The 15,950-nt window shown below is 64.3% G+C and carries 11 protein-coding genes; 3 read left to right on the top strand and 8 right to left on the bottom strand.

Translation table 11 applies throughout. The features are described from left to right. Position 1 precedes the first annotated feature (1 nt). From GJ695_RS23560 to prpB, 8 genes are all read right to left on the bottom strand, one after another. The gene (locus GJ695_RS23560) at positions 2-2,575 is read right to left on the bottom strand and encodes a sensor domain-containing protein (protein ID WP_154369115.1); all 2,574 of its coding nucleotides are present in this window, start codon (positions 2,573-2,575) and stop codon (positions 2-4) included. A 118-nt stretch (positions 2,576-2,693) separates the two neighbouring features. Beyond that, positions 2,694-4,355, bottom strand: a complete 1,662-nt coding sequence (locus tag GJ695_RS23555; RefSeq protein ID WP_154369113.1) for a cation acetate symporter — start codon at positions 4,353-4,355, stop codon at positions 2,694-2,696. After that, the gene (locus tag GJ695_RS23550; RefSeq protein ID WP_154369111.1) at positions 4,352-4,660 is read right to left on the bottom strand and encodes a DUF485 domain-containing protein; all 309 of its coding nucleotides are present in this window, start codon (positions 4,658-4,660) and stop codon (positions 4,352-4,354) included. Before GJ695_RS23550 ends, GJ695_RS23555 begins: the two co-directional genes overlap by 4 nt. A 72-nt stretch (positions 4,661-4,732) precedes the next feature. Further along, on the bottom strand, positions 4,733-6,604 hold the full coding sequence (locus GJ695_RS23545; protein WP_154369109.1) for a propionate--CoA ligase: 1,872 nt from the start codon (positions 6,602-6,604) through the stop codon (positions 4,733-4,735). 25 nt (positions 6,605-6,629) lie between these two features. Continuing rightward, positions 6,630-7,811, bottom strand: a complete 1,182-nt coding sequence (prpF, locus tag GJ695_RS23540) for a 2-methylaconitate cis-trans isomerase PrpF (protein WP_154369150.1) — start codon at positions 7,809-7,811, stop codon at positions 6,630-6,632. Then, positions 7,811-10,408: a Fe/S-dependent 2-methylisocitrate dehydratase AcnD gene (gene acnD / locus GJ695_RS23535; RefSeq protein WP_154369107.1), complete on the bottom strand. Its 2,598-nt coding sequence runs from the start codon at positions 10,406-10,408 to the stop codon at positions 7,811-7,813. Before acnD ends, prpF begins: the two co-directional genes overlap by 1 nt. Before the next feature lie 2 nt (positions 10,409-10,410). After that, on the bottom strand, positions 10,411-11,559 hold the full coding sequence (prpC, locus tag GJ695_RS23530) for a bifunctional 2-methylcitrate synthase/citrate synthase (RefSeq protein WP_154369105.1): 1,149 nt from the start codon (positions 11,557-11,559) through the stop codon (positions 10,411-10,413). 13 nt (positions 11,560-11,572) lie between these two features. After that, entirely contained in the window at positions 11,573-12,460 is an 888-nt protein-coding gene (gene prpB, locus GJ695_RS23525) for a methylisocitrate lyase (protein WP_154369104.1), read from the bottom strand. A 146-nt stretch (positions 12,461-12,606) separates the two neighbouring features. On the opposite strand from prpB, the gene prpR reads away from it, so the two are divergent. The 3 genes from prpR (at position 12,607) to GJ695_RS23510 (ending at position 15,893) form a co-directional block, all read left to right on the top strand. Then, positions 12,607-14,232, top strand: coding sequence for a propionate catabolism operon regulatory protein PrpR (gene prpR, locus GJ695_RS23520; protein ID WP_154369102.1), 1,626 nt, complete (start codon positions 12,607-12,609; stop codon positions 14,230-14,232). Between the two features lie 65 nt (positions 14,233-14,297). Further along, a complete protein-coding gene (locus tag GJ695_RS23515) occupies positions 14,298-15,332 on the top strand; it encodes a catalase family peroxidase (protein ID WP_154369100.1) in 1,035 nt (344 codons plus the stop codon). A gap of 9 nt (positions 15,333-15,341) precedes the next feature. After that, entirely contained in the window at positions 15,342-15,893 is a 552-nt protein-coding gene (locus tag GJ695_RS23510) for a cytochrome b (protein ID WP_154369098.1), read from the top strand. The last annotated feature ends 57 nt before the right edge of the window (positions 15,894-15,950 follow it).

The raw sequence follows: 15,950 nt of genomic DNA, 5'->3' as shown, positions 1-15,950 counted from the left end.
ATCAGCAGCGCGGCAACAGCAGCTGGGCCGTCATGTGCGGCACCGGCTGCGAGAACAGATAACCCTGCGCGAACTGGCAGCCGTGCCGCTGCAGCAGCGCGTACTGCCCTTCCGTCTCCACACCCTCCGCCACCACCGACAGCTGCCGGCTGTCCGACAGCGCGATGATCGCCGCCACGATGGCGCGGTCTTCCGCGCTCTCTTCCAGGTCCTTGATGAAGGCGCGGTCGATCTTGATCTTCTTGACCGGGAAGCGCTTCAGGTAGGCCAGCGATGAATAGCCGGTGCCGAAATCGTCGATCGACAGGCGGATGCCCATGGCGTTGATGTGGCCGAGGATTTCCAGCGTCTGCTCGCCGTGCTGCATCAGCGCCGTCTCGGTGATTTCGAATTCGATCAGCGCCGGGTCGATGCCCGTCTCGTCGAGTATGCAGCGGATCGACTCCAGCAGCCCGCGATGCATGAACTGGCGCGGTGACAGGTTGACCGCCAGCGGCACCGGCAGCATGCCCTGGCTTTGCCACAGCATGCTTTGCTTGCAGGCCTGGCGTATCACCCACTCGCCGATCGGCACGATCATGCCGTTTTCCTCGATGATGGGAATGAACTGGTCCGGCGTCACCAGTTCGGCGCCGCCGCGCCGCCAGCGCAGCAGTACTTCCATCGCATGCAGGCGGCGCGTGCCGATGTCCATGATGGGCTGGAAGTACAGCTCGAACTCGTTGGCCGCCAGGGCGCCGCGCAGGCTGGACTCCAGCTCGAAGTGGCGCGCCGCCGTCTGGTTCATCGACTCCTTGAAGAACTGGTAGTTATTGCGGCCGCTGGCCTTGGCGTGGTACATGGCGCCGTCTGCATTGCGCATCAGCGTTTCCACGTCGCCGCCGTCGTCCGGATAGATGCTGATGCCGATCGACGGCGTGATGTGCAGCTTGCGCCCCTCCAGCGGAAAGTCTTCCGACAGCGCCTCGATGATTTTCTCGGCCACCTGCCCCGCCTCGTCGGGCGCGCGGATGCCCGGCACCAGCACCACGAATTCGTCGCCGCCCAGCCTGGCCACGGTATCGCTGGCGCGCACCGCGCTGCACAGGCGCGTGGCCACTTCCTTCAGCAGCTGGTCGCCGGTCATGTGGCCGAGCGAATCGTTGATGGTCTTGAAGCGATCCAGGTCGATGAACATCACGGCCAGCTTGCGATCGAAGCGCTGCGCCGCCAGCATCGAGCGGTCCAGCCGGTCCGACAGCAGCGCGCGGTTCGGCAGGCCGGTCAGGCTGTCGTGATACGCCATGTGGTGCACCCGCGCCTCCGCCTGGCGGCGTTCGACGATCTCGCCCTGCAGCTGCGCATTGGCGCCGGCCAGTTCGGCGGTGCGTTCCTGCACCCGCAGTTCCAGTTCGTCGCGCGCGCGGGCCACCGCTTCCGCCGCTTCGCGCCGCGCGGTGATGTCGTCCACCAGCCACACCGAGCGGCCGCCGGCCTGCGCCAGGTCGAACGGCCGGCCGGACAGGCGCGCCCAGAAGGTGCTGCCATCCTTGCGCACCAGCTCATATTCCGAGACGTTGACGCGGCCGGCGCGGAAGTCGCGCACGGTTTCGGCGCGGGCGTTCTCCCATGCGGCCCTGTCGGCGTAAAAAGCCTGGATGCTCAGGTGATTCATCTCGCCCGGCGCATAGCCGAACAACTCTTCCATCTTGCGGTTGCAGCGCAGGTTGCGGCCATTCTCCACCACCGAGATGCCCAGCACCGCGCTGTCGAGGATCGCCTGGTTCTCCAGCAGCGCGTTGCGCAGCGCCTCCTCCGCGCGTTTCTGTTCGGTGCGGTCTTCGATGACCCAGATCGTGCCCTGCGTCGGATCTTCCGGATTGACCACGTAGCCGATCAACTGCGCCCACAAGTTGGTGCCGTCCGAGCGGCGCATTTCGATCTCGGTCTGGAACGGCTTGCCGATGGAGAGGAAAGGATAGGCCTCGGCGCCCAGCTTGTCGTAGGCCTCCTGCGACGGATACAGCGCGCGGCCCGGCAGGCCAAGGCAGGACTGCTCATCGTAGCGGAACATCTCGGCAAAGCCGCGGTTGTAGCGCGTGATGATGCGGTTCTTGGTGAACAGGATGCTCATCGAAGCGTTGGTCATGATCGCCTCGACCTCCATCTGCGTCTGCCGCGAGTGCGTGACGTCTTCCAGTATCCAGATGGTGCCGCCGCCGCGATGTTCGAAGTCGACCGCGTTGGCGCGCACGCGGCACCAGAAAAAGCTGCCGTCCTTGCGCCTGAACTGCTGCGCGGGCTTTTCGAACGGCTGGCCGGCGCTCAACAACGGCGCCGCCTCGCGGCCGAACTCCTCGTAGATTTCCGGCGAGCGGAACACCACCGCCGAATGCAGCCCTTCCATCTCGCCCGGTGCGTAGCCGAACATCTCCGCCATGCGCGCGTTACAGCTCAACATGACCTGCGATTTGCTGAACAGGATGCCGACCGACGCGTTATCGAAAATGGCCTTCTGTTCCAGCAGCATGCGGCGCAGCTGCTCTTCGCGCTCATCGCGCTGGAATTCTGTGGCTTGGGGGAGCGGAACGGTCATAGTCGGCAGATCATAAACCACAATGCGGGGGATCGCCATCAATGTGGTTTATGTGCGCCGCTAAAACGACAATGCCCGGCGAACCGGGCATTGTCTTTGCTGGAAGTTGCTATTTATATCAGTGCGCGCTGGCGCCGGCGGCGCCGATGCCGGTTTCGGAGCGCATCTGCTGCGCTTCGTAGCCGGCGCGGTCGATGCGCGCGCGGTCGCTCTTGTCCAGCACCGAGAACAGCCAGATGCCGAGGAAGCCGGCCGGCATCGAGAAGATGGCCGGCGAAGCGTATGGGAACAGTTCATGGGCATTGCCCAGCACATCCACCCACACGGACTTGGACAGCACGGTCATCACCAGCGCCAGCGTCAGGCCGATAAAGCCGCCGATGGTGGCGCCGCGCGTGGTGCAGTTCTTCCACAGCACGGACATGAACAGGACCGGGAAGTTGGCCGAGGCGGCAATCGCAAACGCCAGCGACACCATGAAGGCGATGTTCTGCTTCTCGAACGCGATGCCCAGCACCACGGCGACGATACCCAGTGCGATGGTGGTGATCTTCGATACTTTCAGTTCGCTGGCGCCGCTGGCTTTGCCCTTGGCGATCACGGTGGCATACAGGTCGTGCGACACGGCCGATGCGCCGGACAGCGTCAGGCCGGCCACCACGGCCAGGATGGTGGCGAACGCCACGGCCGAGATGAAGCCCAGGAAGATATTGCCGCCGACCGCTTTGGCCAGGTGCACCGCCGCCATGTTGTTACCACCCAGGAGTTTGCCCGCGGCGTCCTTGAATTCAGGATTGATGCTGACCAAAACGATGGCGCCGAAACCGATGATGAAGGTCAGGATGTAGAAGTAAGCGATCCAGGTGGTGGCCCAGAACACCGACTTGCGTGCTTCCTTCGCGCTTGGCACGGTGAAGAAACGCATCAGGATGTGCGGCAGGCCGGCGGTGCCGAACATCAGCGCCATGCCGAACGAGATCGCCGAGACAGGGTCTTTGATAAAGGTGCCTGGCCCCATGATTTCATCTTTTTTGGCATGCAGTTCAACCGCTTTGGCGAACAGCGCTTCAGGGCTGAAGTGGAACTGGCCCAGCACGGCAAACGCCATGAAGCTGGCGCCGCCCAGCAGCATCACCGCCTTGATGATCTGCACCCAGGTGGTGGCCGTCATGCCGCCGAACAGCACGTAGATCATCATCAGCGTACCAACCAGCACCACGGCGATCCAGTATTCGAGGCCGAACAGCAGCTTGATCAGCTGGCCGGCGCCGACCATCTGCGCGATCAGGTAGAAGGCCACCACCACCAGCGTGCCGGAAGCGGAGAAGATGCGGATCGGCGCCTGCTTGAAGCGGTACGCCGCCACGTCGGCGAAGGTGAAGCGGCCCAGGTTGCGCAGGCGTTCAGCCATCAGGAAGGTGATGACCGGCCAGCCGACCAGGAAGCCGATGGCGTAGATCAGGCCATCGTAACCGTTCAGGAACACGGATGCGGAAATGCCGAGGAACGACGCCGCCGACATGAAGTCGCCGGCGATCGCCAGGCCGTTCTGGAAGCCGGTGATGCCGCCGCCGGCGGTGTAGAAGTCGGACGCGGAGCGGGTTTTCTTGGCCGCCCATTTGGTGATGTACAGCGTGAACAGCACGAACACCGCGAACATGGTGATCGCGGTCCAGTTGGTCGGCTGGCGCACGGCCTGGCCCAGGTCTCCGCCTGCGGCCAGCGCGACGCCACACGTTGCCAGCAAAACCGGCGCCATCATACGTTTCAAGATGCTCATGCTTTCACCTTGTCGTGGATGGCTTGGGTCAGTTCATCGTAAGTGTTATTGGCGCGGCGTACATACACGCCGGTGATCAGCACCGTGAAGACGATCACGAACAGGCCGATCGGCATGCCCCAGGTCATGACGCCGGTGCCGGTTTTCGTGGCCAGGAATTCTTTGTCGAAGGCGATCAGCAGGATGTAGCCGTAGTAGACCACCATCATGAGTGCGGTGAGCGTCCAGCCGAAGCGGGAGCGGGATTTGACCAGCTTGTGATAATTCGGGTCGTGCTTAAGTTTCTGTACGAGGTCGTCGTGCATTGTGTGTCTCCGTTATTGATGCTCTTCTATTCGAGCTTATACGCAGAATAGAAGAGCAGCCTTACCGGCGCCTTACAACAACGCTTGTTTAATCTGCTGCAGCGACGATGGATCTTCTATCGATGTCAGGTCGCCCGGATTGCGGCCTTCGCAAATGGCCTGGATGGAGCGGCGCAGCAATTTGCCGGAGCGCGTCTTCGGCAACTGCGTGACGAAGTAGACGCGCGCCGGCCGCGCCACCGCGCCAAGCTGGCGGTCCACCACGGCCATCACGTCCTGTTCAAGCGTTCCCGCCGCCGCATCCTTCAGGATGGCGAAGGCCACCGCCACCTGCCCCTTGATCTTGTCCGCCACGCCGACCACCGCCACCTCGGACACATTCGGATGGCTGGTGATGGATTCCTCGATCTCGCGCGTGCCGAGCCGGTGGCCGGCGACGTTGATCACATCGTCGGTGCGGCCAAGGATGAAGTAATAGCCGTCCGCATCGCGCACGCCCCAGTCGAAGGTGGAATACAGCATGCGGCCGCCGACATCGGACCAATAGGTGTCGACAAAGCGCTGGTCGTCGCCGTACACGGTCTGCATGCAGCCGGGAGGCAGCGGACCTTCGATCATCAGCACGCCTTTTTCAGTCGGGCCGCACTCCTCGCCGGTGGCTTCGTTCATCAGGCGGACGTTGTAGCCGTACATCGCCACACCGGGACTGCCGAGCCGCGTCGGCGTGTCTTCTATGCCCTTGGCGATCGACAGGATCGGCCAGCCGGTTTCGGTCTGCCAGTAGTTGTCGATGATCGGCACGCCCAGTTCGGCGGCGATCCAGCTCGACGTGGTTTCATCCAGCGGTTCGCCAGCCAGGTACAGCGCCTTCAGCGACGACAGGTCGTGCTTGCGCATGAATTCCGGCGGCTGCTTGCGCAGCACGCGCACCGCCGTCGGCGCCGAGAACATACGCGTGACCTTGTACTTCTCGACGATGCTCCACCAGATGCCGGGGTCGGGACAAATCGGCAGGCCTTCGTACATGATGGTCGCCATGCCGGCGATCAGCGGGCCGTAGACGATGTACGAGTGCCCCACCACCCAGCCGATGTCGGAGGTGGCGAAGAAGGTTTCGCCGGCCCTGGCGCAGAAGTTGTGCTTCATCGAAGAGGCCAGCGCCACCGCGTAGCCGCCGACGTCGCGCTGCACGCCTTTCGGCTTGCCGGTGGTGCCGGAGGTGTACAGCACGTAGGAAGGCTCGTTCGATTCCAGCCACGTCACCGGCACATGCGCGGCCAGATGCGCGGCGCTCAGCGCGGCATAGTCCACGTCGCGGCCTTCCACACGGTTCATCGGCGCCAGGCCGCGATCGACCAGCAGCACGCGCGACGGCTTGGCGGACGACAGCGCAATCGCCTCGTCCAGCAGCGGCTTGTAGGGAATCGGTTTGCCGTTGCGCGAGCCGGCGTCGGCGGAGACGACCAGTACCGGCTTGGCGTCGTCGATGCGGCTGGCCAGGCTGTGGGCCGCAAAACCGCCGAACACCACCGAGTGCACCGCGCCGATGCGTGCGCAGGCCAGCATGGCGAACGCCGCCTCGGCGATCATCGGCATGTAGATCAGCACACGGTCGCCCTTGCGCACGCCGAGCGACTGCATCATCGCCGCCCAGCGCTGGACTTCCACATGCAGTTCGTTGAAGGAGTAGCTGCGCTCCGTGTTGGTTTCGGTGGAGATGGCGATCAGCGCGGGCTGGTCGCCCTGCCCGCCCGGCAAGCACCAGCGGTCCACCGCGTTGTGACACAGATTGGTCTTGCCGCCCACGAACCAGCGGGCGAACGGCGGATGGTCATAATCCAGCACTTGCGTGAACGGCGTGTTCCAGTCGATGAGCGCAGCTTCGTCCTGCCAGAATTGTTCGGGCGTGGCGATAGAGCGCTGATAAAAATCAGCGTACATCATGTCTCCTCCGGTAGTCTGTATCTGCTTAGGCGGGTACGCGTACCCAGCCTTCCATCAATACGCGGGCGCTGCGGCTCATTACCGCTTTTTTGACGCACCATTCTCCGTTCTGCTGAACCGCCTCCGCACCGACACGCAAGGTGCCGGACGGATGGCCGAAGCGCACCGCGCCACGCTCGCCGCCGCCCGCCGCCAGGTTCACCAGCGTGCCGGGAATGGCGGCGGCCGTGCCGATGGCGACAGCGGCCGTGCCCATCATGGCGTGATGCAGCTTGCCCATCGAGAGCGCACGCACCAGCAGATCGATATCGCCCGCCGCCACCGGCTTGCCGCTGGACGAGGTGTAGGCCTTAGGCGGCGCCACGAACGCCACCTTCGGCGTGTGCTGGCGCGTCGCCGCTTCGTTCAGGTCCTTGATAAGGCCCATGCGCAGCGCACCATATGCGCGGATGGTTTCGAACATCGCCAGCGCCTTGGTGTCGCCGTTGATGGCGTCCTGCAGTTCGGTGCCGGTGTAGCCGACAGCGTCGGCGTTGATGAAGATGGTCGGAATGCCGGCGTTGATCATGGTCGCCTTCAGCGTGCCGACGCCGGGGACTTCCAGATCGTCCACCAGTTGGCCGGTCGGGAACATCGAACCGCCTGCGCCCTCCTCTTCCGCCGCCGGGTCCATGAACTCCAGCTGGACTTCTGCCGCCGGGAAGGTGACGCCGTCCAGTTCAAAGTCGCCGGTCTCCTGCACTTCGCCGTTGGTCATCGGGATGTGGGCGATGATGGTCTTGCCGATATTGGCCTGCCACACGCGCACCACCGCCACGCCGTCCTGCGGCACGCGCGCCGCGTCAACCAGACCGCCGCTGATGGCGAACGCGCCCACCGCCGCCGACAGGTTGCCGCAGTTGCCGCTCCAGTCCACGAAAGCCTTGTCGATCGAGACCTGACCGAACAGGTAATCGACGTCGTGATCCGGCCGCGTGCTTTTCGACAGGATCACCGTCTTGCTGGTGCTGGACGTGGCGCCGCCCATGCCGTCGATCTGTTTGCCGTATGGGTCCGGGCTGCCGATCACGCGCAGCAGCAACTGGTCGCGCGCGGCGCCCGGCTGCTGCGCCGCTTCCGGCAGATCCTGCAAGCGGAAGAACACGCCCTTGCTGGTGCCGCCACGCATATAGGTGGCGGGGATTTTGATCTGAGGTTTGTGCGCCATCATGCAGCCTTTGCGGATTCGAGGAAGTCCTGCGCGAAGCGTTGCAGCACGCCGCCGGCTTCGTAGATCGAGACTTCTTCCGCCGTATCGAGGCGGCAGGTCACCGGCACGTGCAGGCGTTCGCCGTTGCGACGGTTAATCACCAGCGTCAGCGTCGAGCGCGGCGTGCGTTCGCCGATCACGTCATAGGTTTCAGTGCCGTCCAGCGCCAGCGTCAGGCGGTTCACGCCCGGCTGGAATTCCAGCGGCAGCACGCCCATGCCGACCAGATTGGTGCGGTGGATGCGTTCGAAGCCCTCAGCCACAATCGCTTCCACGCCCGCCAGCCGCACACCCTTGGCCGCCCAGTCGCGCGACGAGCCCTGGCCGTAGTCCGCGCCGGCCACGATGATCAGCGGCTGCTTGCGGTCCATATAGGTTTCAATCGCTTCCCACATACGCAGCACTTTGCCTTCCGGCTCCACGCGCGCCAGCGAACCGGCTTTGACCTTGCCATCGGCGTCGCGCACCATCTCGTTCTTCAGCGTCGGATTGGCGAAGGTGGCGCGTTGCGCGGTCAGGTGGTCGCCGCGGTGGGTCGCGTAGGAATTGAAGTCTTCTTCCGGCAAGCCCATTTTGTGCAGGTATTCGCCAGCGGCGGAATCCATCATGATGGCGTTCGACGGCGACAGGTGGTCGGTGGTGATGTTATCGCCAAGGACCGCCAGCGGACGCATGCCGCGCAGCGAGCGTTCGCCTGCCAGCGCGCCTTCCCAGTACGGCGGGCGGCGGATATAGGTGGTTTGCGGACGCCAGTCATACAGCGGGCTGACCGAAATGCCGTCATCCGCCTGCCTGGCGAACATCGGAATGTAGACCTTGCGGAACTGCTCCGGCTTGACCGCGCTGGCGACGATGGCGTCGATCTCTTCGTCCGAGGGCCAGATGTCCTTCAGCGTGATCGGATGACCATTGGCGTCGTGGCCCAGCACATCCTTCTCGATATCGAAGCGGATGGTGCCAGCGATGGCATACGCCACCACCAGCGGCGGCGAGGCCAAGAAAGCCTGCTTGGCATACGGATGGATACGGCCGTCGAAATTGCGGTTGCCCGACAGGACAGCTGTTGCATACAGGTCGCGATCGACGACTTCTTTCTGGATCACCGGGTCCAGCGCGCCGGACATGCCGTTGCAGGAGGTGCAGGCATACGCCACCACGCCGAAGCCCAGTTGCTCCAGCTCCGGCAGCAGACCCGCCTCTTCCAGATACAGCGTCACGGTCTTGGAGCCAGGCGCCAGCGACGACTTCACCCATGGCTTGCGCGTCAGGCCAAGCTTGTTGGCGTTGCGGGCCAGCAGGCCGGCGGCGATCATATTGCGTGGATTATTCGTGTTGGTGCAGCTGGTGATGGCGGCGATAATGCAGGCGCCGTCCGGCATCAGGCCAGGTTCGTTCTCCACCACGCCGCTGATGCCGCGCGCGGCCAGGTCGCTGGTCGCCACGCGGTTGTGCGGGTTCGATGGGCCGGCGATATTACGCACCACGGTGGACAGGTCGAACTTCAGCACGCGCTCGTACTCGGCGCCCACCAGCGCATCGCCCCACAGGCCGGTTTCCCTGGCGTAGGTTTCCACCAGTTTGACCGTTTCGTCATCGCGGCCGGTCAGCTTGAGGTATTTGATGGTTTGCGCATCGATGTAGAACATGGCGGCGGTGGAGCCGTATTCCGGCGCCATGTTGGAGATGGTCGCACGGTCGCCCAAGGTCAGGTGGGCGGCGCCTTCGCCATAGAACTCCAGGTACGACGACACCACTTTCTGCTTGCGCAGGAATTCGGTCAACGCCAGCACGATGTCGGTGGCGGTGATGCCTGGCTGCGGCTTGCCGCTCAGTTCAACGCCGATGATGTCCGGCAGACGCATCCACGAGGCGCGTCCCAGCATTACGCTTTCCGCTTCCAGTCCGCCGACGCCGATGGCGATCACGCCCAGCGCATCGACCATCGGCGTATGCGAATCGGTGCCAACCAGCGTATCCGGGAAGGCCACGCCATCCACGGACTGGATCACCGGCGACATGCGCTCCAGATTAATCTGGTGCAGGATGCCGTTCCCCGGCGGGATCACGTCGACGTTCTTGAACGCCTTCTTGGTCCAGTTGATGAAATCGAAGCGGTCTTCATTGCGGCGATCTTCGATGGCGCGGTTCTTGTCGAAGGCGTCCGGATCGAAGCCGCCGCACTCCACCGCCAGCGAATGGTCCACCACCAGCTGCGTCGGCACCACGGGATTGACCAGCGCCGGATCCCCGCCTTGCAGCGCAATCGCATCGCGCAGGCCGGCCAGGTCGACCAGCGCGGTCTGGCCCAGAATGTCGTGGCATACCACGCGCGCCGGGAACCACGGAAAGTCCAGGTCGCGCTTGCGCTCGATCAGCTGCGACAGCGAAGCGTTGAGTGTGGCCGGATCGCAGCGGCGCACGAGATTTTCCGCCAGTACGCGCGAGGTGTATGGCAGTTTGTCCCAGGCGCCTGGCTGGATCGCATCGACAGCGGCGCGCGCGTCGAAGTAGTCTAGCTGGGTGCCGGGCAGGTTCTTGCGGAATGCGGTGTTCATGATTATTTACGGTCCTTGATCGGGACGAATTTCAGGTCTTCAGGGCCAACGTAGTTGGCGCTTGGGCGGATGATCTTGTTGTCGATGCGCTGCTCGATGATGTGCGCCGACCAGCCGGAGGTGCGCGAGATGACGAACAACGGAGTGAACATCGCGGTCGGCACGCCCATCATGTGGTACGACACGGCGGAGAACCAGTCCAGGTTCGGGAACATCTTTTTGATTTCCCACATCACAGATTCCAGGCGCTCGGCGATGTCGTACATTTTGGTCGAACCGGCTTCCTCGGACAGCTGGCGCGCCACGTCCTTGATCACCACGTTGCGCGGATCGGAGACGGTGTACACCGGGTGGCCGAAGCCAATCACCACTTCCTTGTTGGCGACGCGGCTGCGGATGTCGGCTTCCGCCTCGTCCGGATTTTCGTAGCGCTTCTGAATCTCAAAGGCGACTTCGTTGGCGCCGCCGTGTTTCGGGCCGCGCAGCGCGCCGATGGCGCCGGTGATGGCCGAGTGGATGTCGGAGCCGGTACCGGCGATGACGCGGCTGGTGAAGGTCGATGCGTTGAACTCGTGTTCGGCGTACAGGATCAGCGAGGTATGCATCGCGCGCACCCACGATTCCTGCGGCTTTTGGCCGTGCAGCAGATGCAGGAAGTGGCCGCCGATGGAGTCGTCGTCGGTTTCCACTTCGATGCGCTTGCCGTTATGGCTGAAGTGATACCAGTACAGCAGCATGGAGCCAAAGGACGCCATCAGGCGATCGGCGATGTCACGCGCGCCTGGCGTGTTGTGGTCGTCCTTCTCCGGCAGCACGCAGCCCAGCACCGAGACGCCGGTGCGCATCACGTCCATTGGATGCGCGGATGCCGGCAATGCCTCCAGCGCCGATTTCACGGCTTGCGGCAGGCCCCGCAGCGAGCGCAGTTTGGCCTTGTAGCCGCGCAGTTCCGACTCGGCTGGCAGTTTGCCGTGCACCAGCAGGTAGGCGATTTCCTCGAACTCGCAGGTGGTGGCGACGTCCAGGATGTCGTAGCCGCGATAGTGCAGGTCATTGCCGGTTTTGCCGACGGAGCACAGCGCGGTGTTACCGGCGGCGACGCCGGACAGGGCGACGGATTTTTTTGGTTTGAAGGTGGTGGCTTCGGTCATTTGGTGTCTCCTCTTATTTCTTCTGTGCGGCGAACAGGGCGTCGAGCTTTTGCTCGAAGCTGTGGTAATTGATGCGCTCATAAAGTTCAGCGCGGGTTTGCATGGTGTCGAGCACGTTCTGCTGCGTGCCGTCGCGGCGGATGGCGCCGTAGACGTTTTCCGCCGCCTTGTTCATGGCGCGGAAGGCGGACAGCGGATACAGCACCAGTCCCACGTCGGCGCTGCGCAACTCGTCCACGGTGAACAGCGGCGTCGAACCGAATTCGGTGATGTTGGCCAGCACCGGCACTTTCACGGCGGCGGCGAATTTTTTATACATATCGAGGCTGATCATCGCTTCCGGGAAGATCATGTCGGCGCCCGCTTCCACGCAGGCGACCGCGCGTTCGATGGCGGCGTCCAGGCCTTCCACCGCCAGCGCATCGGTGCGCGCCATGATGACAAACTGGTCGTCGGTACGCGCATCGACGGCGGCGCTGATGCGGTCGACCATCTCCTGCTTCGATACGATTTCCTTGCCGGGACGATGGCCGCAGCGCTTGGCGCCGACCTGGTCTTCGATGTGCATGGCGGCGGCGCCGAACTTGATCATCGACTTGACGGTGCGGGCGACATTGAAGGCGGAGGCGCCAAAACCGGTGTCGACGTCGACCAGCAGCGGCAGGTCGCACACGTCGGTGATGCGGCGCACGTCGGTCAGCACGTCGTCCAGGTTGGAGATGCCCAGGTCCGGCAGACCGAGCGAACCCGCCGCCACGCCGCCGCCGGACAGGTAGATCGCCTTGAAGCCGGCGCGCTTGGCCAGCAGCGCATGGTTGGCGTTGATCGCGCCGACCACCTGCAAAGGGGACTCTTCCTGGACGGCTTTGCGGAACGCGGCGCCTGCGGAATATTGACTCATGTTGTGACCTTTCGGTGTTGCGTTGAAGTTGCGCTTTGTATTGCAAGGGGCGTGCCAATGCATCAGCTTATATAAATCAATCACTTAGCTTATCATCACGTTGCATCAATGTTTCATCTGAAACGAAAATGAACTACAATTGAAACATGCGACATTCCACGCCCCTGCCCTTCGACAGCAACGACAAGCCGGTCATCTGGACGGTTTCGGTGTCGCGCCTGTCCGACCTGTTCCGCGACATCACGCTGGAATACGACAACCTGGCCACGATCGAACCGATCAACCTCGGTTTCGAGGAAGCCGCCAAATACATCCGCGAGCGGCTGGCGACGGAACGCTGCGACGCCATCATCTCGGCCGGCTCCAACGCCGCCTATCTGAAAGGCCGGCTGTCGGTGCCGGTGGTGATCGCCAAATTCAGCGGCTTCGATGTGATGCAGGCGCTGGCGCGCGCGCGGCGCGTGTCGGACCGCATCGGCATCATCACCTACCAGGAACGGCTGGCGGAACTGGCCGAGTTTTCCAGCACCTTCGGCTTCGATGTTGCGCAGCGCACCTACGTGACGGAGGAAGACGCGCGCGCGCAGGTCAACGACCTGAAGGCGGCAGGCATCAAGGCCATTGTCGGCGCGGGACGCATCACCGACCTGGCCGAGGAAGCGGGGCTGACCGGCGTATTCGTCTACTCCGCCGCTTCGATCCGCCACGCCTTCGACGACGCGCTGGAAATGGCGCGCCTGACGCAGCTCGAATCCAACCGCAACCGCGCACGCAGCGCCGTGGTGACGGACACGCTGCGCGCCAAGCATGGCATCAACGATCTGCGCGGCGACTCGGCGGCGATGGAGACGGTGCGGCAGTCGGTGGTGCTGTACGCGAAATCGCCCGCCACCGTGCTGATACAAGGCGAAACCGGCTGCGGCAAGGAACTGGTGGCGCAGGCCATCCACCGCGAGGCGCCACGCACACTGGGCCAGAACCGGCCGTTCGTGGCGGTGAACTGCGGCGCCATCGCGGAATCGCTGCTGGAGTCGGAACTGTTCGGCCACGAGGAAGGCGCCTTCACCGGCGCACGGCGCGGCGGCCACGCGGGCCTGTTCGAAGCGGCCAACCACGGCACGCTGTTCCTCGACGAGATCGGCGAAATGCCGCTGACGCTACAAACGCGTTTGCTGCGCGTGCTGGAAGAGCGCGAGGTGGTGCGCGTCGGCGGCACGCGCCCGATACCGGTACATGTACGCATCATCAGCGCCACCCACTGCGACCTGGAACAGCGCGTGCGCGAAGGCCGCTTCCGCGCCGACCTGTTCTACCGGCTGGCGGTGCTGCGCCTGACATTGCCACCACTGCGCGCGCGGCCGCAAGACGTGATGACGCTGGCCGAATGGTCGCTGAAAAATTCGCTGGCGTCGCTCGGCGCGCGCCCGCATCCCAACCTGCATGCCGAAATGGCGGCCTGCGCGCCGCTGCTGCAACGCTACGCCTGGCCCGGCAACGTGCGCGAACTGCGCAACCTGACCGAGCGCCTGGCGCTGTTCCTGGCCGCCGAACCGCTGCAGGCGCTGACGCCGGCATTCGTCCTCAGCGTCGCTCCCGAGCTGGGAACGCCCGCCACCAGCGCCCTGCCCGCGCCGGCATCAGCCACCGAACGCATCGCCGACGTGCTGGCGCGCTTCGGCGGCCGCCGCGACGCCGCCGCCGACTACCTCGGCATCAGCCGCACCACGCTGTGGCGCAAGCTGAAGGCCGAAGATGACGGCGCTGTAACTTAAGCGTCATTCTCAGGTCATCCTTCCCTGTATAGAATGGGCGACTCATTTCATGCAGGGAGTTTGCAATGTCCGCTCCAAAATCATACGTGCTGCCGCTGACGGCAATCGCCTGCGCCGCCTGCGCGCTGGCTGCCGGCTACGCCTATGCGGCCGGCTGGTTCTCGCCTGACCGTCTGACGCCGCGGCGTATCACCAACAGCTTTACCGCCAACGCCGGCGAGCATCCCGGCTTCCGCCGCAACCACGCCAAGGGCGTGTGCGTGGTCGGCTACTTCGAAGGCAATGGGCAGGCCAGCCGCTACTCCACCGCCAGCGTGTTCGGCCAGGTGCGCACGCCGGTGGTCGGACGCTTTGCCGTGCCGGGCGGGAATCCCTCGGTGGCCGACACTTCCAGCCCGGTGCGCAGCCTGGCGCTGCAATTCACCAGCGCCAACGGCGAGCAATGGCGCACGGGGATGAACAACACGCCTATCTTTATCGTCAACACGCCGCAGGCGTTTTACGAAAGCCTCCAGGCGGCGCGTCCCGATCCCGCCACCGGCAAGCCGGATGGCGCCAAACTGCAGGCGTTCTTCAAGGCGCATCCGGAAACCGCACCCTTCCGCCAATGGTTGAAGGCGAATCCGCCATCGTCGTCCTTCATTAACTCCACGTTCTACAGCATCAACGCCTTCAGGCTGGTGGACGGCATGGGGCACATCCAGCTTGCACGCTGGTCGGTGAAGCCGGATGCGGCTTATGACCAGCTGCCGCCAGGAGTCACCGCACCGAACACCCTGCAGGATGAACTGATCGCGCGCCTGCAAAACGGCACGGCGCGCTGGCATCTGCAACTGCAACTGGCGCAGGCGGGAGATCAGGTCAACGACGCCACCGTCGCCTGGCCCGCCGACCGCCCGGTGGTCGACGCCGGCGTGCTGACGCTGGAGCGCGCGGTCGCCCAGGACGACGGCCCATGCCGCGACATCAACTTCGACCCGACCATCCTGCCGAGCGGGATCAAGGTGTCCGACGATCCGCTGCTGGCCGCGCGCTCCGGCGCCTACGACAGTTCGTTCAACCTGCGCGCCCGCGAACAAGCCGCGCTGCATGCGAAATAAGGACACGCCATGACACCCCAACGCTTCTCCCTGGCCGTGCGCCTGCTCCACTGGACCATGGCGCCGTTATTGATCGCCATGCTGCTGATCGGCACCGGCATGGTCACCACAGTCTCTTCCTGGCATGTCACGCTGGTCAACCTGCACAAGCCGCTGGGCGTGGCGCTGCTGGTGCTGGCGGTCCTGCGCCTGCTGCTGCGCCTCGCCGGCAAAACGCCGCCGCTGCCGGCCAGCGTGCCGGCGCCCATCCGCCTGGCGGCGCACGCCTCGCACTGGCTGCTGTACGGCTGCATGCTGGCGATGCCGCTGATCGGCTGGGCGATGTTGTCGGCCGGCGGATTCCCGCTGCCGCTCATCGCCGGCTGGCCGCTGCCGCCGCTGGTGGCGCCCAACCTGGCGCATTATGTGACGCTGCGTGCGCTGCACACGCTGCTGGGCGAGGCCTTCTTCCTGCTGATCCTCGGCCACATTGTCGCCGGCCTGGGGCACGCGCTGCTGCTGCGCGACGGCGTGTTCGACGCCATCTCGCTGCGGTCGAAGCGCGACCACTCATCCCGCTAAAAAACCGCTCATCCCAAAGGCGTCGCCGCATACCGGCGGCGCCGATAGCATGGCTCC

The sequence above is a fragment of the Duganella alba genome (assembly GCF_009674495.1).
GTDB lineage: Bacteria > Pseudomonadota > Gammaproteobacteria > Burkholderiales > Burkholderiaceae_D > Rugamonas > Rugamonas alba.
This window is presented reverse-complemented; position numbering and strand designations above follow the sequence as displayed.

Coding starts and splice junctions, on each gene's coding strand:
- GJ695_RS23560 (WP_154369115.1), bottom strand. CDS start 2,575: ATGACCGTTCCGCTCCCCCAAGCCACAGAATTCCAGCGCGATGAGCGC.
- GJ695_RS23555 (WP_154369113.1), bottom strand. CDS start 4,355: ATGAGCATCTTGAAACGTATGATGGCGCCGGTTTTGCTGGCAACGTGT.
- GJ695_RS23550 (WP_154369111.1), bottom strand. CDS start 4,660: ATGCACGACGACCTCGTACAGAAACTTAAGCACGACCCGAATTATCAC.
- GJ695_RS23545 (WP_154369109.1), bottom strand. CDS start 6,604: ATGATGTACGCTGATTTTTATCAGCGCTCTATCGCCACGCCCGAACAA.
- prpF (WP_154369150.1), bottom strand. CDS start 7,811: ATGGCGCACAAACCTCAGATCAAAATCCCCGCCACCTATATGCGTGGC.
- acnD (WP_154369107.1), bottom strand. CDS start 10,408: ATGAACACCGCATTCCGCAAGAACCTGCCCGGCACCCAGCTAGACTAC.
- prpC (WP_154369105.1), bottom strand. CDS start 11,559: ATGACCGAAGCCACCACCTTCAAACCAAAAAAATCCGTCGCCCTGTCC.
- prpB (WP_154369104.1), bottom strand. CDS start 12,460: ATGAGTCAATATTCCGCAGGCGCCGCGTTCCGCAAAGCCGTCCAGGAA.
- prpR (WP_154369102.1), top strand. CDS start 12,607: ATGCGACATTCCACGCCCCTGCCCTTCGACAGCAACGACAAGCCGGTC.
- GJ695_RS23515 (WP_154369100.1), top strand. CDS start 14,298: ATGTCCGCTCCAAAATCATACGTGCTGCCGCTGACGGCAATCGCCTGC.
- GJ695_RS23510 (WP_154369098.1), top strand. CDS start 15,342: ATGACACCCCAACGCTTCTCCCTGGCCGTGCGCCTGCTCCACTGGACC.